Genomic DNA, 25,482 nt, shown 5'->3' on the forward strand with positions numbered 1-25,482 from the left:
GCAATAACCGTGGTCCCCGGTGCCGTCCGCATCCGCACCGGGGACCACACCCCTTTTTCCACCCCGATCTTCAGTCCCCGGTGCTGTCCACATCCGCACCGGGGACTGAACCCATACCCCACCCAAACCCAGCAGCGAGAGCGTGATCCGCGTGTTCAACATCCCCGCAATTACCTGGACCCTCACCGCCGCCCTGCTCCTGGGCGGAAGCTACCACGCCCTGCAAGCGGCACGGTCCCGCCAACACACGGACCGGGTCAACAACATCCTCCACGCCCTCATGAACATCCTGATGGCCGCCATGCTCTGGAACCTCGCCCCCACCACCATGCTGGCCCAGATCGCCGTCCTGGCCGCCGCAGCCCTCTGGTTCGCCATACAAGCCGTCGCCCGGCCCGAATTCAAAACACTCTGCACCACCGCCCAAGGCCAGCTCAAATGCGCCTACCACGCCCTCACCATGGCCGGCGCAGCCCTCATGATCGCCATGATGAGCCAAGGAACCACCCCCGCCCCGGGAACCACCCCCGCACAGACAATGACAATGCCCATGCCAGCCACCCACCACACCATGACAGCAACGCCCCACAGCCCGGCAACCCCAACACTCGATCACTCACCGGCACTGGCGATCCTCCCGGCAACATTCTTCACAGCCGCAGCAGTAATATTCCTCATCCTCCTACTGCGTGCCCGACGACAAAAAACCACCCACCACCCCAAAACAACCCCACCACCCCACACCCGCACAAACCACGGACTCGAAGCCCTCGGCGCCACCACCATGGCCCTCATGTTCGCCACCATGTCCGCATGATCTCCCGACCATGGAGCCGTGCCCCTAGAGCTACAAGAAGGAGTCCCCGATGCACATCGGACTGATCGGCCTTGGAAAAATGGGTTTCAACATGCGCGAAAGGCTGCGCAAGGGTGGAGTGGGAGTTACCGGCTACGACCGCAACTCGGAGGTCACCGATGTAGCCTCGATCGACAGACTCCTGGACAAAGTGCCCGCGCCCCGGATTATCTGGGTCATGGTCCCTGCCGGTAGCACCGCCAGCGCTGTCATTACCGAGCTTGGTGAAAAACTTGAGCCCGGCGACCTCGTGATCGACGGCGGCAACTCCCGGTTCACTGAGGACCAGAAGCACAGTGAACTGCTGACGGCCAAGGGGATCCGCTTCGTGGACTGCGGTGTGTCCGGTGGAGTCTGGGGCCTACAGAACGGCTACGGCCTGATGGTCGGGGGCGAAGCTGCGGACATCGAACGCGCCCTTCCGATCTTTGATGCGCTGCGCCCGGATGGTGAGCGGGCGGACAGCTTCGTCCATGTTGGCGGAGTCGGGGCAGGCCATTACGCCAAAATGGTGCATAACGGCATCGAGTATGGCCTCATGCAAGCCTACGCCGAGGGCTACCAGCTGCTCGCCTCCAAAGACATCATCACTGAGGTGTTCGGCACCTTCCGTGCCTGGCAAAAGGGGACTGTGGTGCGGTCCTGGCTTCTCGACTTGATGGTCAGGGCTTTGGAAGAGGATCCGGGGCTGCAAAACATCGACGACTACGTTGAGGATTCTGGTGAAGGCCGGTGGACTGTGGAAGAAGCGATTGCCAACGCCATTCCTGCGCCCGCAATCACAGCCTCGCTCTTCGCCCGCTTCGCGTCGCGTGAGGACAGCTCACCAGCGATGAAGATGGTATCTGCGCTTCGCCACCAGTTCGGTGGCCACGCAATCCGTCCCGCCGAATAGCCACCCACCGGCTACTCCGGCGATTCCCAGATTGCCAAAATCCGCACGCACCGGGTTCCCCGGTCCTGTCGGGCGTTAGCCCGTCATCGGAGTCCGTGGCTGTGTGCCAGGGCGATCGCCTCGGTGCGTGAGCCGACGTCGAGCTTCCTGAAAAGGTTCCGTACATGGAATTTGACCGTATTCTCGCTGATGCCCAGGGATAAGGCGATGGTGCGGTTGCGGTGACCGGCGACTAGGTGCTGGAGGACTTCGAGTTCCCGGGCGGCAAGGTTCCATCCGGCGACATCTCCGGCCGGGCGGACTGGCAGGTCCAGTGGGAGCGTGACGAAGACGTCTGCGCCCCAGCCTGGCATGACGTCGATCCGCAGGCGGCCATTGAGCGCCTGGACCCGGCGGTCCAGGCGGCTGATGCTCGGTGCGTCGGCGGTGAGTGCGCCGCGGCCGTCGTCGCGTACGTTGATCAGCAGGTTTTCGCCGTCGCAGTCCCACTGCGTCCGGACTCTGCTGACCTCTGGTTGTTCCATCATGGCAAGCGCAAGTCCGCGGACGATGGCCCGTGCCGCGTGGGCAACTTCCCCAGGCAGCGCACGTCCATTCAGGGGCGGTTCGATGAATTCGACCTCAATGCCGCTGAAGCGCGTGAGAGGTCGCAGGTCCTCCCGCAGGCGTTCGAAAGCGTTGGCGACGGGCTCTTCCACCAGGTCGGTTGTGCGGTCGCTGAGGATGCGGAGCCCCACCAAGGCCTTGGCAGTGAGGTCAGTGACGGTTGAGCGGGCTGCCGCATCGTCCAAGGAAGATGAGCGCAGGGCCGCCAGAAGGGTTTCCAAGGTTGTGGAGTGCAGATCGGTCAGTTCCGCCGTCACGCGGACGCGTTCAGCTGAGGCTGCCCGCGATTCCAAAAGGTACGACGGCGGCGCGTCGGCCACTTTTTCCTGGATCCGCCGGGCGGCGATGCGCCACAGATATGTCACCACATCCAGCCGGTCCGTTTGCGCGGGATCTTTCTGGCCCGGTGCCGCCTGCGGATCCGTGAGGACAAGGAGAGCGTGGCTGGGGGCGTACGTCACGGCGAGCACGGGGCGGGGTTTGCCGCCGATCTCGGCTTCTCCGAACCAGGGTGTCTCATCCGAAAGGGCGGCGCGAAGCGCGTCAAGCTCGGCGATCGAGACCCGGGAAATGATGTCTTCCTCGCCCGCTTTCTTCTGTGGCCGGCCCGTGCAGTCTTCGGTGAAGATGACCAGCGCGCTGCTTCCCAGGTAGGGGAGGGTGGCATCACGTAGTCGATCCGCTATCTGGGTGAGGGGCGCGTCGGCCAATTCTGCTAGGGCCTGCAAAAGCGGCCACGGCAGGTCTGAAACGGAGGTGGTGAAGTCGTTCAACGGTTGGTCGGTTGCTGCGCTCATCTGGGCAGTCTATCGGGGTGAAATCATCCATTCAATACTTAAGTGTAGTAATAACCGTCAGAAATCAGTGTTTCGCCTACCCGTTTGATTCGGGATTATGGGTATCAATAGAAGCATCCGTTCGGCCGTTACGGGCCGGTGAGCCAATCGAAAGGGATTAATCGTGAATCCGACAGCAAATGCGGTGCGTGGCTTGTTAGATCCTGAGGCAGGGACGCTTGACTGGACGTCCGAGGACCGGCTTGCGGTGGATACCGCCCGGGTTTTGGCTGCTGATGCGGTGGAGAAGGTCGGTAATGGTCATCCGGGCACGGCGATGAGCTTGGCGCCGGCTGCGTATCTTCTTTTCCAGAAGTTGATGCGTCATGACCCGCGTGATCCTGCTTGGCTGGGTCGTGACCGGTTCATTCTGTCTCCGGGGCACTCGTCGTTGACTTTGTATATTCAGTTGTTTCTTTCCGGTTATGGTCTGGAGCTGGATGATCTTAAGGCGTTGCGTACGTGGGGTTCGTTGACTCCGGGGCACCCGGAATACAAGCACACCGCGGGTGTGGAGATCACTACGGGTCCGTTGGGTCAGGGTCTGGCGTCCTCGGTGGGCTTTGCGTATTCCCAGCGCCGGATGCGGGGTTTGTTCGATGCCGATGCTCCTGCCGGTGAGAGCCCGTTCGACCACACGATCTGGGTCATTGCTTCCGATGGCGATATTCAGGAAGGCGTGACTTCGGAGGCTTCTTCCCTGGCCGGGCACCAGGAGCTGGGCAATCTTGTGGTGGTTTACGACGAGAACCACATTTCGATCGAGGATGACACGGACATCGCGTTCACCGAGGACGTGCTCAAGCGTTACGAGGCGTATGGCTGGCACACGCAGCGGGTGGACTGGACCCGGACGGGTGAATACGTCGAGGATGTCCAGGAGCTGTACTCGGCTTTGCTGGCCGCGAAGGCGGAGACTTCCAAGCCCTCGATCATTTCGCTGCGGACCATTATCGGTTACCCGGCGCCGAAGAAGCAGAACACGGGCAAGATCCACGGTTCGGCCCTGGGTGCCGAGGAAGTCGCGGCCCTGAAGGAGGTTCTGGGCTTTGACCCGGCCAGGTCCTTCGAGGTTGACCAGGACGTCCTGGCACACGCCCGTAAGGTTGTTGAGCGCGGCGCGGCTGTTCGTGGGCAGTGGGATGAGGCTTTCAGTGCGTGGCAGACCGCGAACCCCGAGGGTGCTGCGTTGCTGGAGCGGATCGAGGCTAAGAAGCTTCCGGTCGGGCTCGATGCCGCGCTGCCGGTGTTCGAAGCGGGCAAGGATGTCTCGACCCGGGCCGCGTCCGGGAAGGTCCTGAACGCGATCGGTCCGGTTCTTCCGGAGCTGTGGGGCGGTTCGGCGGACCTTGCCGAGTCCAACAACACCACGATCGAGGGTTCGCCGTCGTTCATTCCGGCTTCCCGTTCCACGGGAGCGTGGAAGGGCAACCCGTACGGGCGGGTGCTGCACTTCGGTATCCGCGAGCATGCTGCGGCCTCGATCGTGAACGGCATCTCCCTGCATGGCCGGACGCGGGCGTTCTCGGGTACGTTCCTGATCTTCTCCGATTACCAGAAGCCGGCGATCCGTCTCGGTGCCCTGATGGGTGTCCCGTCGATCTATGTGTGGTCCCATGATTCGATCGGTCTGGGCGAGGACGGCCCGACCCACCAGCCGGTGGAACAGCTCGCTACCCTGCGCGCTATTCCGGGCCTGGACGTGGTCCGTCCCGGTGACGCGAACGAGGTGGGTGTAGCGTGGAAGACCATGTTGGAGAACCACGAGAACCCGGCCGGTATCGTGTTGACCCGTCAGAACATCCCCACCTATGCCCGCGGCGAAGGAGCCGCGAACGGTGACACGTTCGGCTCCCCGGCCGGGGTCGCGAAGGGCGGGTACGTCCTGGCCGAGGCATCCAGGGATGGTGCCACGGTCCCGGCGCAGGTGCTGCTGATCGCCACGGGTTCGGAGGTCCAGCTCGCTGTGAAGGCCCGCGAAGCGCTTCAGGGCGAGGGTATCGCTGCCCGTGTTGTCTCCATGCCGTGTGTGGAGTGGTTCAACAAGCAGGACGCCGCGTACCGTGAGTCGGTGCTCCCGGCCGCTGTGAAGGCCCGTGTCTCGGTCGAGGCAGGCCTTGCCCTGGGCTGGAAGGAATTCGTCGGTGACGCCGGCCGTTCCGTCAGCCTGGAGCACTTCGGTGCCTCGGCGGACTACCAGCGCCTGTTCCAGGAGTTCGGCATCACGGCAGAAGCAGTCGCTGCCGCCGCGAAGGACTCCCTCGCCGCGGCAGGCAACTAACACCCCCCCACTGCACGGCGTCCGGCGCCGCGGAGTGCCCGAAAGGCATTCCGCGGCGCCATCGCAAGCTGCCATCAATTTCGAAGGAAGAAACAGAAGCCATGACCGATGCAACACCCACCGCACAGCTTTCCGCCGCCGGCGTGTCCATCTGGTTGGATGACCTTTCACGGGAACGTCTTTCCAGCGGCAGCCTGCAGAAGCTCATCGACGAGAAGAACGTTGTCGGCGTGACCACCAACCCGTCGATTTTCCAGGCCGCGATCACTTCCGGCAGCGACTACGACGCCGTGATCGCCGGGCTCGCCGCGAAGGGTGCCGGCGTCGAGGAGACGATCTTCGAGATCACCACCACCGATGTTGCCGATGCCTGCGATCTGTTCGCCCCGGTCGCCGCCGCGACCAAGGGCGTGGACGGCCGGGTCTCCATCGAGGTGGATCCCCGCCTGGCGTGGGACACCGAAGGCACCATCGCCGAGGCCAAGGAGCTTTACAAGAAGGTCGAGAAGGACAATGTCCTGATCAAGATCCCGGCAACCCTGGAAGGCCTCCAGGCCATCACCGCGGTCCTGGCCGAGGGCATCAGCGTCAACGTGACCCTGATCTTCTCCCTGGAACGCTACCGGGCCGTCATCAACGCTTTCCAGTCCGGCCTGAAGCTGGCGAAGGAAAACGGGTACGATCTCTCCCGGATCCACTCCGTGGCGTCCTTCTTCGTCTCCCGCGTGGATTCCGAGATCGACAAGCGCCTGGACGCCCTGGGCACCGAGGAAGCCAAGGCCCTCAAGGGCAAGGCAGGCGTGGCCAACGCCCGGCTCGCGTACCAGGTCTACGAAGAGCTGTTCTCCACCGAACGCTGGGCCGTCCTGGCCGAAGCCGGTGCGCTCCCGCAGCGTCCGCTGTGGGCCTCCACGGGTGTGAAGGACCCGGCCTACCCCGACACCCTGTACGTGACCGGGCTGGTCGCCGCCGACGTCGTGAACACCATGCCGGAAAAGACCCTCGACGCGACCTTCGATCACGGCGTGGTCACCGGGGACACCATCACGGGCACCTACGAGGAAGCAAACAGCGTCCTGAACGCACTGGAGGGCCTGGGTATTTCCTACAACGACGTCGTCGCCCAGCTGGAGTCCGAGGGCCTGGAGAAGTTCGTGGCCAGCTGGAAGGAACTCCTGGCCGACGTCGAAGGCGCCCTCGCCGCCGCCCGGAAGGCCGACTGACCGGCGGGTGTCGTTCAGGCGCTGCTGCGCCCGCCACCCCGCCCCGAGGCATGGAGACTCTTCGGAGTCTCCATGCCCTCATCTGCAAGCTCTGACCGCTACCGAAAGGCAGACACCATGTCCAGTTCACCCCGGAATTGCTGTATCAACCCCAGCATCCTCTCGGCTGACTTCGTCAACCTCGAAGCCGAGCTTGCCCGCATCGGCAACGCCGATGCCGTTCACGTGGATGTCATGGACAACCACTTCGTGCCGAACCTCACGATCGGGCTGCCCGTCGTGGAGCGGCTGCAAAAAGTCAGTCCCGTTCCGCTGGATGCCCACTTGATGATTTCCAATGTCGACCGTTGGGCGCCCCAGTTCGCCGACGCCGGCCTGCACTCGGTCACGTTCCACGTCGAGGCGTCCGATGCCCCCATCAAACTCGCCCGTGAGCTACGCGCACGAGGAGCCAAGGCAGGCATGGCACTGCGCCCGGCCACCCCGGTCGAACCGTACCTGGACATGCTCCCCGAACTGGACATGCTGCTGATCATGACCGTAGAACCTGGTTTCGGCGGCCAGGCATTCCTGGACGTCATGCTCCCCAAGATCCGCCGCGCCCGCGCCGCGGTCGAGGGCTCCGGGGTGAACGTCGCCATCCAAGTTGATGGCGGCATCACCGAGGAAACCATCACCCGCGCCGCCGAGGCCGGCGCCAACGTCTTCGTGGCCGGATCAGCCGTCTACGGCAAACCCTCACCCGCCGACGCCATCGAGGCACTCCGGGCCAAGGGCCAACTCGCCTTCGCCTCCAAAACAACCACCCCCGAACCCCGGAAAGCCTGAAGGACAACCCATGCGCGTTCACATCGCAACCGACCACGCAGGTATGGAACTAAGCTCGCACCTCATCACCACACTCTCCGCCCACGGCTACGAAATGGTGGACCACGGACCCGCAGCCTACGACGCCGAAGACGACTACCCGGCCTTCTGCATTAACGCCGCTACTGCCGTCGTGGCCGACCAAGCCGCGGGCGTGGACGCCCTCGGCATAGTACTCGGCGGCTCAGGCAACGGCGAGCAAATCGCCGCGAACAAAGTCAAAGGCGTCCGCGCGGCCCTGGCCTGGAACCTGGACACCGCCAAACTCGCCCGCCAACACAACAACGCCAACGTCGTCGCAGTCGGCGGACGCCAACACACAGTCCACGAAGCCACCGAACTGATCAAAGCATTCCTGACCGAACCATTCACCAACGCCGAACGCCACGAACGCCGCATCGGCCAGATCGCCACCTACGAAACCACCGGCGAAATCACCAACTAAACCAGCGCTCCACCCAGGTCAGCAAAGACGAAAAATCAGCATAGGAGTCAGTATGCCCATCGCAACCCCAGAGATTTACTCCGAGATGATCGACCGTGCGAAGGTCGGTGGTTTCGCGTTTCCGGCCGTGAATGTGACCTCGTCGCAGACCCTGAACGCGGCGATCCGTGGTTTTGCTGAGGCTGAGTCGGATGGCATCATTCAGGTTTCGACTGGTGGCGCGGCTTATTGGTCCGGTGCTTCGGTCAAGAACATGGTTGTCGGTTCCTTGGGTTTTGCTGCTTTCGCCCGTGAGGTCGCGAAGAACTACAACGTGAATATTGCCCTGCATACGGATCACTGCCCGCAGGACAAGCTGGCTGATTTTGTGTTGCCGTTGCTGGCTGCTTCGGAGGAAGCGGTGAAGGCCGGCAAGGACCCCATTTTCAACTCGCATATGTGGGATGGCTCGCATGAGACTTTGTCCGAGAATCTGCGGATTGGCCGGGAGCTTCTGGAGCGTGCGGCTGCGGCCAGGATCATCCTCGAGGTTGAGATCGGTACGGTCGGCGGCGAGGAAGACGGTGTTGAGAACGAGATCAACGAGAAGCTCTACACCACCACCGAAGACGCCTTGGCCACGATCGAGGCGTTGGGTGCGGGGGAGAACGGTCGGTATCTGACGGCGTTGACGTTCGGGAACGTCCATGGCGTGTACAAGCCGGGCAACGTCAAGCTCCGTCCGGAGCTCCTCAAGCAGATCCAGGCGGAGGTCGGTGCCAAAATCGGCAAGGACAACCCGTTTGATCTGGTGTTCCACGGTGGTTCGGGTTCCACGGAGCAGGAGATCGCGGATGCTGTTTCCTATGGTGTCATCAAGATGAACATCGACACCGATGTCCAGTATGCGTTCACCCGTCCGGTTGCCGGACACATGTTCTCGAACTACGACGGTGTCTTGAAGGTCGACGGCGAGATGGGCAATAAGAAGGCCTATGATCCGCGTGTCTGGGGTGCTTCGGCGGAGGCCGGCATGGCTGCCCGGATCGTGGAAGCCGCAAAGCAGCTCGGATCGGTAGGCAAGACCTTCTAATGTTGGAACCCATAGAGGAGGGGCAGAGCCTTTCTCGGGGCAGATAGCCTGCAAGAAGGAGTGTTTAATGAGCGAGAAACTGCGTTGGGGCGTCCTGGGCACCGCCCGAGTTGTCCGAAAGACAATTCCTGCGTTGCAGGAAACGAAAAATGGTGAGGTCGTAGGCATCGCGTCCCGCACCGAGGAAAGGGCCAGGGAGTACGCCGACAAGCACGGTATCCCACAGGCGTTTGGCTCTTATGACGCGCTGCTCGCTTCCCCGGACATCGACGCTGTCTACATCGCCCTTCCCAATGCCCTGCACCTCGAATGGATTCTAAAATCCTTGGACGCAGGCAAACACGTCCTCTGTGAAAAACCTTTGGCCATGAGCGCCGACGAGTGCGAGGAGATTACGAGCAAGGCCGAGGAGACCGGGCTCAAAGTCTTAGAAGGTTTTATGTACCGGTTTCACCCGCGTTTTGAGAAGCTACAAGAGCTGCTCGCGGCCCGCACGGTCGGCAAATTGACTTTCGTCCACGTCGGTCACTCTTTCGATGCGGGCGGGGACGACAACATCCGCTGGTATGCCGGGCTCGGCGGCGGCGCACTTTTCGATACCGGGTGCTACTGCGTCAACATGAGCCGGATGGTCACGGACCAGGAGCCGGCTCGAGTCGCCGCCTTTGGCAACTACCGTGACGCCATCGACGGAGGTCGGGTCGACACCAGCATTGCCGGCATGCTGCGCTTTCCCGGCGGTGCGACCGCGCTGTTTGATACCGGAGTGAATCTTGAGCGCCGCAACTTCTTGGAACTCACGGGCACCGAAGGCCGGCTCTACCTCGACAATCCGTTTGGGCTCCTGGAGGAGGATTCGGTCCTGGAGGAGCATCACTTCGGGCAGGACACGATCTATCACGAGGTCAAGGGCGAAAACCACTTCGTACGGATGGGCGAACACTTCGCCGACAGCGTCCTCAACGGAACGCCGCTCCGCTACGACCTCACGGACGCGGCAAACAACGCGCGGGCGTTGGAAGCTCTCGACAGGGCAGCGCGGAAACAAGAGGCGGGCGTCTGAACCGCTTCGTCGTAGCGGTTCTGCGGAACGACTTTTAGCTTGCCCAGGGCGTCCTCGAAGCCCACGTATTCGATTTCCGTTCCTTTGAGCGCTGTCATGGGCCGCGCTGGATGTGGCCCAGTCAGCCGTTGGACGGAACGGATTCGCCAGTTCGATCATCTCGCAAGCCCACTGGTGAATACGGGTGAATTTGGTCAACTTGGATTCATGCCTTGGGCTTGTCCGCAATCGCCGCTTTCGGGCTCCAGGTTAGCGGTCGTTCGAGTCAGAGGACGGTGGCTGAAAGGCACTCGTCTACACCGCCGACGAGAAACCCGACACCACCTCCGTCGCCTCCACCGCTAACCAGACAGGAACCCGGCACTACACAGCCGACGGCACCATTGCCGGCATCAAGTATTTTTCTTTTCTTTTTTGCTGCTGTCCGGTGGCTTCTACGTGTCCGCTCCGCCGGGCACAGCTACGCGATGCTCCGCCAGCAGCCAAAAAGCAACGGCAGGAATGGGAGCTGGCCGGGCACCTGAGCCGCCCCGGCCACCGAATTCTCGGCAAGGATACAAGAATCCATGAGGGTGCGGTCGAAGATACCTAAATCCTGGTGTCTTCGACGTTTTGGTGTGCTGTCACGAAAGGACCGAGGAGCGTGCTGAGGTGGGAGTGGACCTGTTCCAGCGTTTGCCCGGATTCGAGCATGCGGGTGCCCGCGTGGACGACGGAGTTGATCATCTCTGCCAGCGACTCGGGGTCCGCAACCCCGAGCTCTGTGAGCGTCTCTATGAGCGGTTCCTGGAGCTGGCGGTGCATCCGAGTGGCTTGCTCGTCTAGTTCGGCTCCCGGGGCCAGCGCGGCCAGCGCCGAACCCACGGCGTGTGCTCCTTCAGCGACGAGGTCCACGTTGGCTGTGGCGTAGGCCAAGATACGGTCGGCGTTGTTGGGGGCAGCCGCCATGGCCCCGGTGACTCGCTCGGTCCAGCGCGGAAAGATGTCGCGGACTAGCGCCTGGAGGAGGTCCTGGCGGGAGCCGAAGTACTGGTAGACGCTGGGACGTGACAGTCCGGCCCGCTCGGCCACGGCGGCCATGGTAGGCGCTTCGGAGGTCTCCTGCAATAGTTCGTGGGCAGCGTCCAATAGTGCGCGTTCTTGTGCGGCGCGGTGTTCCGCGACGGTGGGGGCACTGATTCTGGGCATTGCGGGATCCTTTGACACTGACTTACGTACGCATCAAGAGTACGGCGCGCGACGGCGGCCTGCTGAGCGGGCCGCCGTCGCGCGCTTGGGATCGGGCTTAGCGGATCGGGGCTGGGGCCCCTAAGCGGCCGTCCACCATTTCAGCGACGCGGTCGCAGTAGCCGAGGACGTCGTGGTCGTGGGTAACCATGACGGTTGCGACGCCGTGGTCATGGCTTTGGTGTGCGAGGAGTTCCACGACTTCGCGGCTGCGAGCACGGTCCAGGGACGCGGTCGGTTCATCCACGAGAAGGAGTTTCGCTCCGGTGACAAGTGCCCGCGCGATGCCCACGCGCTGGCGTTCGCCGCCGGAGAGCTGGCCCGGACGGTTGCTCGCACGGTGGGCCATGCCGACGGATTCCAGCAGGGGCATCGGGTCGAAGGTCTTCGTGCCGCCCGCGAGCCGGTTGGCCAGCCGGAGCTGGTCCGCCGCGGTCAGTGAGGGGATGAGGTTGCCGGACTGGAAGACGAAGCCGATGTTGGACAGCCGGAACGCAGCGCGTTTGCCCTGGCTCAGTTGTGAAAGGTCCTGGCCGTTGACCGTGACCGTTCCGGAATCCGGGGATACCAGGGCGCCGGCGACGGCGAGCAGTGAGGATTTGCCGGAACCGGACGGCCCGACGATGGCCAGGAACTCGCCTGGGGAAACATCGAGGCTGACGTCCTCCAGGGCTGTCACCCGGGTGTTGCCGTCGCCGAGTTCCATCACCGCATGGCGGATGGACAGGCCGGTGGTTTGGGGCGTGTAGGCGCGTCTTGCCCGTGCTGCCGGGAACGTGGGATTGGTCATCGCTGTCCTCCAAGGGCGTTGAGCGGGTCGATCCGGGAAATGCGCACCACGGCCACGGCGGCACCGATCAGGCCCAGACCGATGGTGAGAGCCGTGGCGATGGCGATCGGTGCGGCCTCGAGAGCGAACGGCATGGCACCCGGCATGGCGGCGCCCAATCCCAGGCCGGCGGCCACGCCCAGCGCGGTGAATCCCACCAACAGGATGGCGGCCTGGGCCAGTCCATCCCGCAGCAGGTAGCCGGTTGAGGCGCCGATGGCCCGCAGGACGGAGATTTCGTGTTTGCGTTGGATGGTCCACACGGTGAAGAACGCGCCGACCACCAGGGCGCAGATCGCGTAGAGGAAGACCTGGATCATGCTCAGGGTCATGGTCTCGGCCTCATAGCCAGGAGATGCGTTGAAGGCAGCGGACAGGGACTTGCTGGTCGTTCCGGCGGCAGCGTCGCCGGCGGCAAGGTCCAGCTTGGCGCCGGGCTTGGCCTGGACGGCCACCACGCTGGCGGTGTCGAAATGGAGTGCGGACAGTTGCACGGCGGTCGGGGCTCCGGCGGCGGCCTGGCCGGACGCGATCAGCTGCCAGGTTTTCAGCGGCAGGTAGGCCACGTCGACGTGTCCGAACGTGGCCTGCCCCTCGGTGAAGCCAACAACTTTAAGCTTCGTGCCGATCCGGTCCAGCGTCACGACCGTGCCGAGATTAATGCCTTCAGCCTTTGCGGTGGAGGACACGACGATGCCGTCAGTCTCGCCGAGGCCGGTGCCTGCCGAGCGGGACGGTTCAAGGAAGGATCCAGGCTCGATGCCGAAAAGCGTGAGGTCAACCTGCTTGCCGGAATCGGTGGTGGCATTGGCCATGCCGACGCCCATCTTCTCGGCGGCGGCCACGCCCTCGACGCCGCGCCAGGCGTCGAGCTGCTGGTCATCGATCGCGGAGCGGGAGAAGGCGTTGTCGGTCTTGGTTCCCTGATCAAAGGCAAACGCGGTCACGGGCATCGATTTGAGGCCTGACACGCCATCGTTGACAAGGCCCGAGGAAAGGCCGGAGAGCATCACCATCAGGACGGCAATGAGGGCTATGACACCGCCCATCAGGCTGAAGCGACCACGCGCGAAGATCAGTTCGCGGAGTGCAAGGAACATTGGCAGTCCTAGTTTCGGAGGAGGATGAATTTAGTTACTGACAAGATGTCGACATCTTTCCGACAGCTTGTCAGGAAAATGTATTTGTTTCAAATCTAGGACCGGTCGCGTGGCGCGACAACCCGCTTGCGGTGCGGACCCACATCCAACGAGGTAAATGCTTAAGCGGCCAACTCGACCATGCGAAGGTCAAGCTTCCGAAAGATAGGGCAGCAGTACTTGCTACGTGGTCCCATGCCAGAAGGCATCGTCATTCCCGGGCGGCCGGGACGGGAGACGGCCGGGAATGCTGCCAGCGCGGCGGCCTGATGGTCTGTGTGCCGAGTCCCTGGCGGCGGGACCCGTCGGCGACTTCCAGGAAGTCAATCTCCAGCCCGTTGCTCGCTTGGCGGACCCCGTTGCCGGAATCCATCTCGGGGTCCGAGGGGAAAGCGGTAGTGACTTCATTGGCCTGCCAGCTGGCCTGTGTGCGGTCCTCCGATGACTCAAATGGCGAGAAAACGGGCACAATTACGCGATGCTCCGCCAGCAGGCACGTGCAGCTGCGGCCCGGATTGTGGAAGGCGCCAATTAGCTCGGCACGGTCGGCAAGACGGTCTAGTGTCCGAGCAATTCCAATGACCGTTGTCCCGGGAGGGCCTCGGGGACCCCTCAGCCCGACAGGCTGGCCGGGGGCTCAGCCGAACAGGACTGCGGCTTCGTCGTAGCGGTTCTGCGGAACGACTTTTAGCTTGTCCAGGGCGTCCTCGAAAGCCACTCGTTCGATTTCCGTGCCTTTGAGGGCCACCATGGTTCCCCAGCGGCCTTCGACGACGGAGTCGATGGCGGCCATGCCCAGGCGGGTGGCCAGGACCCTGTCGAAGGCTGAGGGCACGCCGCCGCGCTGGATGTGGCCCAGGATGGTGGCACGGGTTTCGATGCCGGTCAGGGCTTCGATTTCCGGGGTGAGTTGGTCCGCGATGCCACCGAGCCGGGGACGGCCGAAGGTGTCTAGCCCGCGTTCGGAGTGCGGGGATTCCATGTGGTCCGGGACGAACCCTTCGGCCACCACTACCAGTGGGGCGCGGCCACGGGTGTGGGCTTCCTTGACCCACTGGGCTATCTGCTCGATGCTGACTTTCTGCTCGGGGATCAGGATGGCGTGCGCGCCGGCTGCCATCCCGGCGTGCAGGGCGATCCAGCCCACGTGCCGGCCCATGACCTCCACGATCATGCAGCGGTGGTGCGATTCTCCGGTGGTGCGTAGCCGGTCCAGGGCCTCGGTGGCGATTTGGACGGCGGTGTCGAAACCGAAGGTGTAGTCCGTGGCGTCAAGGTCGTTGTCCACTGTCTTGGGAACGCCGACGATCTTGAGTCCTGCGTCGGTCAGGCGCTTGGCCGCGGCCAGGGTTCCCTCACCGCCGATGGCAATGATCGCCTCGATGCCAAGACGGTCCATGTGGGCCGTGATGACCTCGGGGCCGCCGCCGTTCTCGAACGGGTTGGTGCGGGAGGTGCCAAGGATGGTTCCGCCTTGTTTGGCGATGCCCCGGACCATGGTGCGGGGAATCTCGATGATGTCGCCCTCAACCACACCACGCCAGCCGTCCCGGAAGCCCACGAATTCGTGACCATGGATGGCAATGCCCTTGAGCACGGCGCCACGGATAACGGCGTTTAGACCGGGACAGTCGCCACCGCTGGTGAGGATTCCAATTTTCATGTTTCGGCTCAAATCTAAGAAGGTTTGCGGGCATGGGTTCCGCCCGGTGACATGAGTGGTGGAGGGCGGACGCTAGGCCGATCCCAGGGCGGCAAGCACCGGCATGGCTTCCTCAACGACATCCCTCGCCGGGAACGACGGCCGCTTCACGCCGGCCATTTCTTCCATGACGCGCACTACCTGGCAGGAGTAGCCGAATTCGTTGTCGTACCAGACATAGACCACGAGGTTCTTGTCGTTGGCGATGGTGGCCAGGCCATCCACGATGCCCGCACGGCGGGAGCCCACGAAGTCCGTGGAGACAACCTCGGGCGAATCGATGAAGTCGATCTGCTTGCGTAGCTCCGAGTGCAATGACATCTCGCGAAGGTAGTTGTTCACTTCCTCCTTCGTGGTCCCCGTCTCCAGGCTCAGGTTCAAAATGGCCATCGACACATCCGGGGTCGGTACCCGGATCGCGTTGCCGGTCAGCTTGCCCTGCAGCTCGGGCAGGGCCTTGGCCACGGCCTTGGCCGCACCCGTTTCGGTGATGACCATGTTCAGGGCCGCCGAACGCCCGCGCCGGTCGCCCTTGTGGAAGTTATCGATCAGGTTCTGATCGTTCGTGAACGAGTGCACGGTCTCCACGTGCCCGTGGATGACGCCGAACTTGTCGTTGAGTGCCTTCAGCACCGGGGTGATCGCGTTCGTGGTGCACGACGCCGCGGTGACGATCCTGTCCGAGTCCAGAATCGAGGAATGGTTGATGCCATGAACGATGTTTTTCAGCTCACCCTTGCCCGGAGCCGTGAGCAACACCCGTGCCACGCCCTTGCTGCGCAGGTGCTGGGACAGGCCCTCGGCATCGCGCCACCGGCCCGTGTTATCCACCACCAAAGCATCCTTGATGCCGTAGGCCGTGTAATCGACAGTGGAAGGGTTCTCCGAGTAGATAACCTGGATCTGCACCCCGTTGGCCGTGATCGTGTTGGCGGCCTCGTCCACGCGGATGGTGCCTTCGAAGGAACCATGCACCGAATCCCGGCGCAGCAGGCTCGCGCGCTTGACGAGATCGTTCTCGGCGCCCTTGCGCACCACGATCGCGCGCAGGCGCAGGCCATGCCCGCCGCCGGCCTTCTCAATCAGGAGCCGGGCCAGGAGCCGGCCGATGCGCCCGAAACCATACAGCACCACATCCGTACTGCTCCGGTCGTCCGCGCCCCGACGCCCGAGAACCCCGGCCAGCTCGGCCCGGAGGAATTCCTCCAAAGCCAGGCCACCGCCGTCGAACTTGAACTTCTCGTTCAACCGCGCAATATCAATCGCCGCGGCCCCGAGCTCCAGCCCCGCCAGGATGTTCAACAACGGCGCCGTCTCCTCGAGCAGCAGCTCTTCCTTGCTGATCCGACGCGCGAAACGGTGCGCCTTCAAGATGCTCATCGTGGACATGTTGACCAGGCTGCGCCCATGGATGCTCGTCACCACATTGTTTTCCCGGTACAACCGGCCAATCACCGGAATCATGGCCTCAGCCAACGCTTCCCGGCCCATCCACATAAGACGAGAAGCTGAAGTCTCTAGCATCGGACTGCCTTTCTAAAAGCGGATCGTGTGCCGCCGGTCTCGTTGTCTTGGCATCCATCGTCCTGTCATTTGCGGGTAGGCGAAACGCTGATTCGGGATGGTTTAAACCATCCGTTTGGGTGGTCGCGCATGAAAATCCTCCGCTGGGCTTCAAGATTCCTCGGTCGACTGCTTCCTGAGGGCATGCGGAATGCCGGCGACTGGCTGGCCAGTCGCCCCTAGCTTGGCACCGAAGCGACTTGGATCAGTGGCTTCGGGTGGCCCGGAGCACGCTGTCGATGGTGGCGGTTTGTTGGCCCTCAGGGCCGGTAACCACTCGCTCCCGCGAATCGGCAACGTTGATCCGCCAAGTCCCCGGACCGTTCGTGAGCGTCGCTACCAAGTCCTCGGGCGTAAAGAACTTGTCCTTCATTTCCTTGTGTCCGCTCCACGGAGTCAGGCCTTCCGGGTGATGCCCGACCACCAGCAGGGTGCCGCCGGAAGCCACGGCGGATGCGGCAGAGACAAGGAAATCCGGCCACGGGACCAGCGGAGAATGGAGGAATTGGGAGGACACCAAGTCGAAGTTCTCTTCCGGATGCCATGAGGCGAAGTCCCGCTGCTGCCAAGCGATGCGGTCCTGCAACCCGGCTTCGACCGCATGGGTTGCTGCGCGTTCAAGCGCGACGGCGGAGACATCCACCGCGGTCACCGTCCAGCCGTGCTGGGCGAGCCAGATGGCGTCTGCCCCCTCTCCGCAGCCCAAGTCCAGGGCGGTGCCGGGGGCAAGGCCCGTGGCTTCCGCGATCAGCTGCGGATTGGGATGCCCGCTCCACTTCTTCGCCTTTTCGAGGTAGACACCATCCCAGAACTGAGCCGGGTCGGCGTCGGGGGCTTCGCTGGAAAGGTGGGTTCCGCCGTCGTGATGGTGCGTCATGGCTCAAGCCTGCCCTGAGAGGCACCGCGAGGCAACGCCCGCCCCACCCAACTAACTCGCAGTTGTTGTCGTTTTGAAGGCTCATAGCGACAACAACTGCGAGTTAGTTGGGCAAGGGGACAGTCGTGCGAAGGGGAGTCGCTCGCAGATGCTAGAATAGATCTACTTGATGTGCAGTGATGCCCGCTTAGTCCCCGAATTTGGATTAGTTCCAAACTTGGGAAGTGGGCTTTTTTCATGTGAGAGGCACATCCTGCGTCGATGAACGCGTTTTCTCTGGTCCCGGCCACGGCTTATTGCCCACCGGTCGATCACTGACTTTTTCCTCGGCGAACCCTTGGCCCAACCGGCGTCGGGGGACGATGTCCGTTGGACACCGCCAGAAAGACCCTTGAAACACATGACTACTTTTGCTGCCCTTGGCACGCCCAAGGCCATCGCCGAGTCCCTCGCCGCAGATGGAATTGAAGAAGCCTTCCCTATCCAGGTCAAGACCCTCCCGGACACGCTCGCAGGCCGCGACGTCCTGGGCCGCGGACGCACTGGCTCCGGTAAGACCATCGCTTTCGCTATCCCGCTTGTGGCGCGTCTCGCCGAGCGCGAAGCCAAGCACTTCCGCAAGCCCGGCCGCCCCATGGGCCTGGTCCTCGCACCAACCCGTGAGCTCGCCACCCAGATCAACGCCACTATTGAACCGTTGGCCAAAGCCATGGGCCTGAACACCACCGTCATCTACGGTGGGATCTCCCAGGCCCGCCAAGAAAAGGCCCTCCGCGCCGGCGTCGATATTGTTATCGCCTGCCCGGGCCGCCTCGAGGACCTCATCCGCCAGCGCATCCTGACCTTGGAAGCTGTCGAGATCACGGTGCTGGACGAGGCCGACCATATGGCCGATCTCGGCTTCCTCCCGGTCGTCAAGAAACTCATGGACATGACCCCCACCCAGGGCCAGCGCCTGCTCTTCTCCGCGACGCTGGACAACGGTGTTGACAAGCTGGTCAACCGTTACCTGTCCAACCCGCTGACCCACTCCGTTGATGACCCACAGGCTGCGGTCACCACCATGGAGCACCACGTCCTGGTGGTCAACGACCAGACCGTGAAGAAGCAACTGATCGTCGAGCTCGCGTCTGGCGCCGGCCGCCGCGTCCTTTTCATGCGGACCAAGCATCACGCCCGCAAATTGGCCAAGACCCTGACCGATTGCGGCATCCCCGCCGTCGATCTCCACGGAAACCTGTCGCAGAACGCCCGTGACCGCAACCTCGCCGAGTTCTCCAGCGGCGAGGTCCGTGTCCTGGTGGCCACCGACGTCGCCGCCCGCGGTGTACACGTCGACGACGTCGAACTCGTCATCCACGTCGACCCACCCACCGAGCACAAGGCTTACCTGCACCGCTCCGGCCGTACGGCCCGCGCAGGTTCCGACGGCACTGTGGTCACATTGACGCTCCCCGAGCAGCAGTCCGACGTCAAGAAGCTTATGAAGGCCGCCGGCGTCGACGTCTCCTTCGAACGCGTCACAGCCAACTCACCACTGGTTGCCAAGCTCGTGGGCGACGTTGCGGACAAGGTTGATCCGCGTACTCGGGCGGCATTGCTCGCCGCGAAGACCCAGCAGCCGGGCGGCGGCACCTCCACCGGTGCCAATGCCCAGCGCAAGCGCAGCCGCCGCACCACCCAAGCTGCACCCACTGCGGGTGGTCGTGGTGGTCGCGGTGGACGTGGCAAGGTTGCGGCCGAGCCCGTCCGCACCGACATCAACCGTGCGGAGCGCCGCGCTGCTGCGAACGACGACGTCGCCCGCAGCTCGCGTGGACGCGGCAACGCTGGCTCCACTCACCGCAACGACGTTCCAGGCGCACAGGGCCAGGGTGGCCGCAGCGGCCGTCCGGCAACCGGCCAGCGTGCATCTGGCGGTAACCGCTCGGCGTCGGCTCCGCGCACGGAATCTGCCACGTCCACGCGCAGCACTGGCAACAAGGCTGTATGGTCCTCGAACACGGGCGGCAACTCCGGCGGCTCATACGGCTCCGGCTCGGGCAACTCCGGTTCGGGCCGCCCGACGCGCAGCGGCCCGCGCCGTGCTTCTGCTCCGGCGTCGAACGAGCGCCGCGGCCGCTAGGCAGCCTGGGGTCCAAGGCAGTCCCGCTAGGTAGCCCGGCTCGCCAGGCCACCACGGATGGACATGCTCAACGTGGGCAACAAGGAGTGGACATATTCCTGATATGTCCACTCCTGAGCTCAAAGAATGAGCATGTGCCTGCGGGTTACCAGCCGCGCTCGCGCCATTCAGCCAAGTGAGGCCGTTCCGCACCGAGTGTGGTCGGATCTCCATGGCCAGGATGAACCACGGTGTCGTCCGGGTAAACCTCGAACAGCCGTTCCGTCACGTCGTTCAAAAGCGATGTGAAGCGGGCGGCATCGTTCTGGGTGTTGCCAACGCCTCCCGGGAACAAGGAGTCGCCACTGAAAATGTGCGTCGGTCCTTCCGGATCTTGGTACACGTAGGCAATTGAACCCGGAGTGTGTCCGCGCAAGTGCACCGCGGTGATGTCGAAACCGTCGAAGTTTCCAACATCGCCATGGCGCAACGGCACGTCCACAGGCACCGGCAGCGCGTCAGCGTCGTCCGCGCCGGCAGAGGTCTTGGCGCCCGTGACTTCCACTAAACCAGGAAGCGCCCGGACGTGGTCCCAGTGCTGGTGCGTCGTGGCGATCAGGGCCAGCCTCGGTGTGGCCGTAGTGTCCGCGGCCGAGGCCCCGATCATTTGCTGGATCGCTGGAAGGTCGTCGGCGGCGTCGATCAGGATCTGCGCACCACTTCCCTTAGCGGTGAGCAGGTACACGTTGTTGTTCATCTCGCTGACCGAGATACGCCGGACGGTGATGTCACGCAGTGAATGAATGAGTGAGTCCATTCGTCCACTTTACGGAACCAGCGCGGCTTAGCGATTATTCGCGGCCCTGCGAAACCCAGGTGGGATCCGCGGACCGTGAGCCGACGACGGCGTCCGCAGCGCCGTCGAGCACGTCCAGTTGGGCGGCACTCATCACGAGCGACAGGGCGCCCAGGTTCTCGTCGATCCGGTGCGCCTTGCGCGTGCCGGGGATGGGGACCACGCTGAGCTTAAGGCGGTGGCCCTGGGCGAAAAGCCACGCCAAAGCCACCTGGGCGGGAGTTGCATCCCGGCCAGTGCTCTGCGACAGCTCAGCGGCCACGGAGCGCACGGCGGCAACAACCGCCTGGTTCGCGTCAAGGGCTCCGTCGGCAAAACGGGGGATGCGGTGCCGGAAGTCGTTCTCGCCGAGTTGCTCGGCGTTGACGGTCCCGGTCAGAAACCCCCGGCCAAGCGGCGAATAGGGCACGAAGCCCACTCCCAACTCGGCTGCAGCCGGGACGACGTTGCGTTCAACGTCCCGGCTCCAGATTGACCATTCGCTCTGCACGGCGGCGATCGGGTGCACCGCGTTGGCTTCCCTTAGCTCCTCGGCCGTCACTTCCGACAAGCCCAGGTGCCGGACCTTGCCCGCCCGGACAAGCTTCGCCATGGCCTCCACGGTTTCCACAATCGGAACGCGGAGGTCGCGGCGGTGCATGTAGTAGAGGTCGATGACATCAGTGCCCAGGCGGCGGAGGCTCGCTTCCGCCGCCTGGGTCACGTAGGCGGTATCTCCGCGGACATCGGTGTAGCCATCCCGCGGATTGCCCACGATTCCGAACTTGGTAGCCAGCTGGACCTCGTCGCGGCGATCTTTCAACAGTTTGGCGATCAGTTCCTCGTTCTCGCCCGCGCCGTAAATATCCGCCGTATCGATGAAGCTGATGCCGGCGTCTACGGCATGATGCAGTGTCCTGAGGGATTCGGCGGGGTCCACCTCGCCGTACACGGGGGTCAACGCCATTCCGCCGAATCCGAGGGGGCTCACGGTCAGGCCGTCGCCGAGGTGTGCCGTCGTGGTTTCCGGGCTCATGGTTGTCTCCTTCGCCGAGTGGTCATCTCATTGCTGGCAACTCCGCGGGGCGGGGGAGTATTCCGCACGCCCCGGCTCAAAGCTCGGCTGGCTCGGCCACTTCATCATGCTTCTCCGAGGGAAGCACCTTCAATCCTGCTGCGCAACCCACGATTCCCGCGATGAAGAGCAGCTTGAGCGGGCTGGGGGGTTCGACGCCGGTGGCCATCGCCCAGCCGACCGTGAGCGCAGCGCCGATCCCCACCCAAACGGCGTAGGCCGTGCCAAGGGGAATGCGCCCGACTGCGATACTGAGGCCGATCATGCTGAGGGTCGCCGTGACGGCGAAGACGGCGGTGGGGATAGCTTGGCTGAATCCGTTGGACAGGCCGAGGGCCGTCGCCCACACCGCTTCGAGCACGGAGGAGGCCAATAAAACGGCCCATGCGAACTTGGCGGACATTGCTACGCCACCACTTTCAAGCCGACCACGCACACACCGATACCCGCGAGCAGCAGCAGGCGGGCCGCCGTCGGGCGCTCAACTTTGGCGATCATCGCGTAAACGGCCGTGAGGACGACGCCGACCCCCACCCACACTGCGTAAGCGGTGCCAGTGGGGATGGATTGCATGGCGAAGGCCAGTCCCGCGGTGCTCGCAACCACGGTGACGAGAAAGACGGCGGAAGGCAATGGCCTGCGGAAGCCTTGGGAACGGTGGAGTGCGGCCGCCCAGACGGCTTCGAGTCCACCGGAGAGGATGAGGATTAACCACGACATGACATATCCTTTGGCCAGTCTTGTCGCGTGCCGGGTACTGAGCCGTCGTCCGGAGGTCCCTGTGCTGGCCTTTCTTCGAGGCTAGCAAGCTCGACGCCGGGGGGCGAGTTTTCGTGGCGAGCCTCACCAGAGGACATGCCCAGCCGCGAGCACCACCAAGGGACATGTCCAGTGCTGGGGTGTGCGGGTGTGCATGTTGGCATTATGTCCAGCGCCCGGACCTAGGAGTGCGCATGCTCCACGCGGTCGATGGAGATAACGGCCAAGAATCCACGGCCCAGGATTTCCGGACTGCGGGTGTCCGATCCGACTACCGCGTCGTAGCGAGCGAGGTCCACAGGTTCCGTCGTCGCGGCTTCACCGTCTGGTGCCTCCGCGCTTTCCGCAGTCTGCGCGCCGGAAGTGACGGAAGCCTTGCCCTCCAAGAGGACCGCCAACTGGCCCTCGAACACGGGGTGTGCACGCTTCTTGGAGAGTTCGATGATGGACGTGTAGCCCTTGAATTCGCCGGCGCGGGCGATCACGTTGAGATCCCGGATGTCGCCGGTAGGGAGCGCGCTGGAAGAGGCTGCTTCTCCGGAAAACCGGAAGGGCCGGTACTTTTCCAAGGGGTGCTCTTCACCGTCCACCGTGAGCAGCAGCAACTCGCCGTCGATCACCGTGATGACGCGCTCCATACCGGGGAACATCGAGAAATCGCCGGCCGATACGACGTCGGCGATGCTGACGCGCCAGTCCCACGCCCCGTCTTGCGCCGACGCCGCTTCCGGATGGCTCGCCAGTTCGCGGGTCACCCCGCCGCCGTTGCGCCACGGTTGAGGCTTGAGCTCGGCAAAACGGATGATCTCCATGCGCTCCAGCCTAGCCCGAGCCTGCCTTCACCCGGCTGAACGCTCCCGTAACATCGGCGCAAACTTGGCTCGGTTCATCAATCCCTGATGCCCTTGCTAACGTCGTAGGGAGGTAAACGGTTGGAGGCCCGGAATGTTCGTCAAAGTGTGCGGCCTGAGCACGCCTGAATCAGTGCAGGCCGCCGTCGAGTCCTGCGCAGACGCCGTGGGTTTCGTGCTGACCAAGAGTCCGCGCCAGGTATCGCCAGACCGCGCCCGGGACCTACTCGTCCATGTACCGGAAGGTGTGGCCGCCGTCGGAGTCTTCCGCCGCGAGACCGCCGCGGACGCCGTTGCGACAGCCCGCGAGGCTGGCCTGAAATGGGTCCAACTGCACGGCAGCCGCTCGCCGGAAGATGTAAAGACCGTGCACGACGCCGGCATGCGGCTGATCAGGGCGGTCACCATGGGTGCCGCGCCGGAGGAGTTCGAGGAATGGGGCGAGGAACTCCTCCTGATTGACGCCGCTGTCCCGGGTTCGGGGGAGGCATGGGATTTTTCCTCGGTTCGGAAATTCGCTCTGGGTGGGCGCCACTGGTTGTTGGCCGGCGGGCTGACCGCGTCCAACGTAGGGGCCGCAGCGCATGAAGCAGCAGCTTGGGGCGTAGATGTGTCCAGCGGCGTTGAGTCCTCGCGTGGGGTGAAGGACCTTGAGCTCGTCCGGGCCTTCGTCCGAGCCGCAAAAGCCTGACTCCCCACCAAACCCTCGCTCACTTTTGGTGCCTTTTGGCGCGATCCTCCTGCAGAAGTCATGAGCGAGCGTTTGCGATTTCGCCCTCAAAAGTGAGCGAGCGTCGGAGGGAGTCCAGGCTTCGAAAAACCATTGACAGCCGCGCCTCGAAATACGATATTTAACACATCGGCTAATTAGTCGATGTGTTAAATACGAAGGCGCCAACGATGCCCACAGATCGGCTCAGCCTCATCTTCTCGGCACTTGCCGACCCCACCCGAAGGGCCATTCTCGCCCGCCTATCGGAGGGTGAAGCCACCGTGAACGAGCTTGCCGAACCGTTCGACATCAGCCTTCCCGCCGTCTCGCGGCATCTCAAGGTCCTGCAAAACGCGGGGCTCATCAGCCGGAGCCGGAATGCGCAATGGAGGTCTTCCAAACTGGAAGCAGAACCATTGCGCGAAGCCACCGAATGGATGGACGAATACAGGCGATTCTGGGATGCCAGCTTCACCCGCCTCGACGCCCACCTACGCAAGATTCAGCACGATTCAAACGATCGAGGGGTCAAGCAATGAACACGGAACAGAGCACCACCGAACAGCACATCCTCACCATGACCCGCGACTTCGACGCCCCACGTGAGCTCGTCTTCGAAGCCTTCGTGGACCCCGAGCAGTTGGCTGCATGGTTCGGGCCGGTGGGCATCGACTCGCCGCGCGACCGGATTGTTGTGGAACCCAGAGCGGGCGGCGTCTGGCAGCTCGTCATGACCTGGGACGAGGACGGTGCCACCAAGGAATCGCCCATTGACGCCGTCATCACCGCTTACGATCCGCCTGCGTTGCTGGTGGCCACCCAGAAAGCAGAGCCCGACGCCGGGATCACACTTTTGCTCGAAATGCGCCTTGAGTTTGAGGTGCTGGAAGGCAACCGCACGCGGCTTCATCTCACGCAAGGACCGTTCGACTCGGTCGAATGGGTTGAAATGACTCGCGAAGGATGGGGGACTTCATTCACTAAGTTGGACACCCTGCTGGTGCGGGAATAGCCCGCGCAACAAGTAAGTGCCAGAAGTCAACTTGGAAGGTCGCAGCTGATTCGGGCTAGACTCCCACGGCGGGGACAGAATGCCATTGTCCCCCGAGGCCGAATGGCTCCGGGGACTGACCGCCAAGCAGAATGCGACCTTTGAAAATCCTTGCTAAACCTCTTAACGGCCCTAACCGCTACCTGACAGTCGCCTTCTTCGCCGTTCTGGCGCTGTCCGGCTGCTCCGCGCAGGGTGGGGGCACCGCCTCGGCCGGTACGCCGTCGCCCTCTAGCACTGACGGAACCGCGTCGGTCAGCGCAAGCCCAAGTCCATCGTCGGGGCCGTACGGGGGCTTCGCTTCGGCAGTCGAAATGTGTTCCACCGTCTCCCAAGAAGCCACGGGAGCGTCGTTGCTACCCATGTCTGCGGCGCAGGGAAAGACCGCTGAACTGGAGCAGGATAAGGCCGAGCTCACCGCAACCGCCGAGCGCGTCCCGGAAAGCTTCAGGGCAGATTTCACGAATTTCAAGGACACGGCTATCGCCGGCTTGCAGGACCAAACGGTGTACTCGAGCGGAAAGTTCGAAAAGGCGATGGCTCCCGTCACAACCTGGCTGAGCGTCCACTGCAAATAGGCCTTCGTCAGGGAAATCCTGTCGACCCTGACCGAC

The 25,482-nt window shown here is 63.4% G+C and carries 26 protein-coding genes and 1 riboswitch; of the genes, 13 read left to right on the plus strand and 13 right to left on the minus strand.

Features of this window, described 5'->3' with window-relative positions; genetic code table 11:
- Positions 1–151 precede the first annotated feature (151 nt).
- Complete coding sequence (locus ABD884_RS00450; RefSeq protein ID WP_345033415.1) at positions 152–817, plus strand: DUF5134 domain-containing protein; 666 nt, start codon at positions 152–154, stop codon at positions 815–817.
- Between the two features lie 49 nt (positions 818–866).
- Positions 867–1,751: a phosphogluconate dehydrogenase (NAD(+)-dependent, decarboxylating) gene (gnd, locus tag ABD884_RS00455; protein ID WP_345033419.1), complete on the plus strand. Its 885-nt coding sequence runs from the start codon at positions 867–869 to the stop codon at positions 1,749–1,751.
- Between the two features lie 83 nt (positions 1,752–1,834).
- On the opposite strand, the gene ABD884_RS00460 is transcribed toward gnd, so the two are convergent.
- Positions 1,835–3,154, minus strand: a complete 1,320-nt coding sequence (locus ABD884_RS00460; RefSeq protein ID WP_345033424.1) for a helix-turn-helix transcriptional regulator — start codon at positions 3,152–3,154, stop codon at positions 1,835–1,837.
- Positions 3,155–3,317: 163 nt separating this feature from the next.
- Here ABD884_RS00460 and tkt point away from each other — a divergent pair, with 163 nt between their 5' ends.
- From tkt to ABD884_RS00490, 6 genes are all read left to right on the plus strand, one after another.
- Positions 3,318–5,474: a transketolase gene (gene tkt / locus ABD884_RS00465; protein ID WP_425548237.1), complete on the plus strand. Its 2,157-nt coding sequence runs from the start codon at positions 3,318–3,320 to the stop codon at positions 5,472–5,474.
- A gap of 101 nt (positions 5,475–5,575) precedes the next feature.
- Positions 5,576–6,697 (plus strand): transaldolase, encoded by a 1,122-nt coding sequence (tal, locus tag ABD884_RS00470; RefSeq protein WP_345033427.1) that lies wholly within the window; start codon positions 5,576–5,578, stop codon positions 6,695–6,697.
- 117 nt (positions 6,698–6,814) lie between these two features.
- Positions 6,815–7,525, plus strand: a complete 711-nt coding sequence (gene rpe, locus ABD884_RS00475) for a ribulose-phosphate 3-epimerase (protein ID WP_345033435.1) — start codon at positions 6,815–6,817, stop codon at positions 7,523–7,525.
- Between the two features lie 10 nt (positions 7,526–7,535).
- Positions 7,536–8,009, plus strand: coding sequence for a ribose-5-phosphate isomerase (locus tag ABD884_RS00480; protein WP_345033439.1), 474 nt, complete (start codon positions 7,536–7,538; stop codon positions 8,007–8,009).
- Positions 8,010–8,049: 40 nt separating this feature from the next.
- Complete coding sequence (gene fbaA, locus ABD884_RS00485; RefSeq protein WP_345054325.1) at positions 8,050–9,081, plus strand: class II fructose-bisphosphate aldolase; 1,032 nt, start codon at positions 8,050–8,052, stop codon at positions 9,079–9,081.
- Between the two features lie 67 nt (positions 9,082–9,148).
- A complete protein-coding gene (locus ABD884_RS00490) occupies positions 9,149–10,144 on the plus strand; it encodes a Gfo/Idh/MocA family protein (RefSeq protein WP_345033445.1) in 996 nt (331 codons plus the stop codon).
- A gap of 588 nt (positions 10,145–10,732) precedes the next feature.
- On the opposite strand, the gene ABD884_RS00495 is transcribed toward ABD884_RS00490, so the two are convergent.
- The 7 genes from ABD884_RS00495 to ABD884_RS00525 form a co-directional block, all read right to left on the minus strand.
- On the minus strand, positions 10,733–11,332 hold the full coding sequence (locus ABD884_RS00495; protein ID WP_345033450.1) for a TetR/AcrR family transcriptional regulator: 600 nt from the start codon (positions 11,330–11,332) through the stop codon (positions 10,733–10,735).
- A 97-nt stretch (positions 11,333–11,429) separates the two neighbouring features.
- Positions 11,430–12,161 carry an ABC transporter ATP-binding protein gene (locus ABD884_RS00500; protein ID WP_345033460.1) on the minus strand — a complete coding sequence of 244 codons (732 nt, stop codon included), beginning with the start codon at positions 12,159–12,161 and terminating at the stop codon, positions 11,430–11,432.
- Positions 12,158–13,300 carry an ABC transporter permease gene (locus tag ABD884_RS00505; RefSeq protein WP_345033469.1) on the minus strand — a complete coding sequence of 381 codons (1,143 nt, stop codon included), beginning with the start codon at positions 13,298–13,300 and terminating at the stop codon, positions 12,158–12,160. The genes ABD884_RS00500 and ABD884_RS00505 overlap by 4 nt, the downstream gene beginning before the upstream one ends.
- Positions 13,301–13,550: 250 nt before the next feature.
- Positions 13,551–13,808 carry a hypothetical protein gene (locus ABD884_RS00510; RefSeq protein WP_345033472.1) on the minus strand — a complete coding sequence of 86 codons (258 nt, stop codon included), beginning with the start codon at positions 13,806–13,808 and terminating at the stop codon, positions 13,551–13,553.
- A gap of 168 nt (positions 13,809–13,976) precedes the next feature.
- On the minus strand, positions 13,977–15,002 hold the full coding sequence (locus tag ABD884_RS00515; RefSeq protein ID WP_345033475.1) for an ATP-dependent 6-phosphofructokinase: 1,026 nt from the start codon (positions 15,000–15,002) through the stop codon (positions 13,977–13,979).
- Between the two features lie 72 nt (positions 15,003–15,074).
- The gene (locus ABD884_RS00520) at positions 15,075–16,532 is read right to left on the minus strand and encodes a glyceraldehyde-3-phosphate dehydrogenase (RefSeq protein WP_345054332.1); all 1,458 of its coding nucleotides are present in this window, start codon (positions 16,530–16,532) and stop codon (positions 15,075–15,077) included.
- Between the two features lie 277 nt (positions 16,533–16,809).
- Positions 16,810–17,481, minus strand: coding sequence for an SAM-dependent methyltransferase (locus tag ABD884_RS00525; protein ID WP_345033485.1), 672 nt, complete (start codon positions 17,479–17,481; stop codon positions 16,810–16,812).
- 400 nt (positions 17,482–17,881) lie between these two features.
- Between ABD884_RS00525 and ABD884_RS00530 the strand changes: the two genes are divergently transcribed.
- Complete coding sequence (locus ABD884_RS00530) at positions 17,882–19,606, plus strand: DEAD/DEAH box helicase (protein ID WP_345033486.1); 1,725 nt, start codon at positions 17,882–17,884, stop codon at positions 19,604–19,606.
- Positions 19,607–19,751: 145 nt separating this feature from the next.
- On the opposite strand, the gene ABD884_RS00535 is transcribed toward ABD884_RS00530, so the two are convergent.
- The 5 genes from ABD884_RS00535 to ABD884_RS00555 form a co-directional block, all read right to left on the minus strand.
- Positions 19,752–20,402 (minus strand): MBL fold metallo-hydrolase, encoded by a 651-nt coding sequence (locus tag ABD884_RS00535; protein ID WP_345033493.1) that lies wholly within the window; start codon positions 20,400–20,402, stop codon positions 19,752–19,754.
- 34 nt (positions 20,403–20,436) lie between these two features.
- Positions 20,437–21,456: an aldo/keto reductase gene (locus ABD884_RS00540; protein ID WP_345033499.1), complete on the minus strand. Its 1,020-nt coding sequence runs from the start codon at positions 21,454–21,456 to the stop codon at positions 20,437–20,439.
- A 76-nt stretch (positions 21,457–21,532) separates the two neighbouring features.
- On the minus strand, positions 21,533–21,898 hold the full coding sequence (locus ABD884_RS00545; RefSeq protein ID WP_345033506.1) for a DMT family transporter: 366 nt from the start codon (positions 21,896–21,898) through the stop codon (positions 21,533–21,535).
- Between the two features lie 2 nt (positions 21,899–21,900).
- Positions 21,901–22,215, minus strand: a complete 315-nt coding sequence (locus ABD884_RS00550) for a DMT family transporter (protein ID WP_028265531.1) — start codon at positions 22,213–22,215, stop codon at positions 21,901–21,903.
- A gap of 10 nt (positions 22,216–22,225) precedes the next feature.
- A riboswitch (guanidine-III (ykkC-III) riboswitch) is annotated at positions 22,226–22,290 on the minus strand.
- Between the two features lie 146 nt (positions 22,291–22,436).
- The gene (locus ABD884_RS00555; RefSeq protein ID WP_345033512.1) at positions 22,437–23,066 is read right to left on the minus strand and encodes a HutD/Ves family protein; all 630 of its coding nucleotides are present in this window, start codon (positions 23,064–23,066) and stop codon (positions 22,437–22,439) included.
- Between the two features lie 133 nt (positions 23,067–23,199).
- Between ABD884_RS00555 and ABD884_RS00560 the strand changes: the two genes are divergently transcribed.
- From ABD884_RS00560 to ABD884_RS00575, 4 genes are all read left to right on the plus strand, one after another.
- A complete protein-coding gene (locus ABD884_RS00560) occupies positions 23,200–23,796 on the plus strand; it encodes a phosphoribosylanthranilate isomerase (protein WP_345033515.1) in 597 nt (198 codons plus the stop codon).
- 209 nt (positions 23,797–24,005) lie between these two features.
- Positions 24,006–24,356: an ArsR/SmtB family transcription factor gene (locus ABD884_RS00565; protein ID WP_345033520.1), complete on the plus strand. Its 351-nt coding sequence runs from the start codon at positions 24,006–24,008 to the stop codon at positions 24,354–24,356.
- Positions 24,353–24,829: an SRPBCC family protein gene (locus tag ABD884_RS00570; protein WP_345033522.1), complete on the plus strand. Its 477-nt coding sequence runs from the start codon at positions 24,353–24,355 to the stop codon at positions 24,827–24,829. The genes ABD884_RS00565 and ABD884_RS00570 overlap by 4 nt, the downstream gene beginning before the upstream one ends.
- A gap of 131 nt (positions 24,830–24,960) precedes the next feature.
- Complete coding sequence (locus ABD884_RS00575; RefSeq protein ID WP_425548238.1) at positions 24,961–25,446, plus strand: nucleotide exchange factor GrpE; 486 nt, start codon at positions 24,961–24,963, stop codon at positions 25,444–25,446.
- Positions 25,447–25,482: the final 36 nt, after the last annotated feature.

It is taken from the genome of Arthrobacter methylotrophus (assembly GCF_039539965.1).
Taxonomy (GTDB): domain Bacteria; phylum Actinomycetota; class Actinomycetes; order Actinomycetales; family Micrococcaceae; genus Arthrobacter; species Arthrobacter methylotrophus.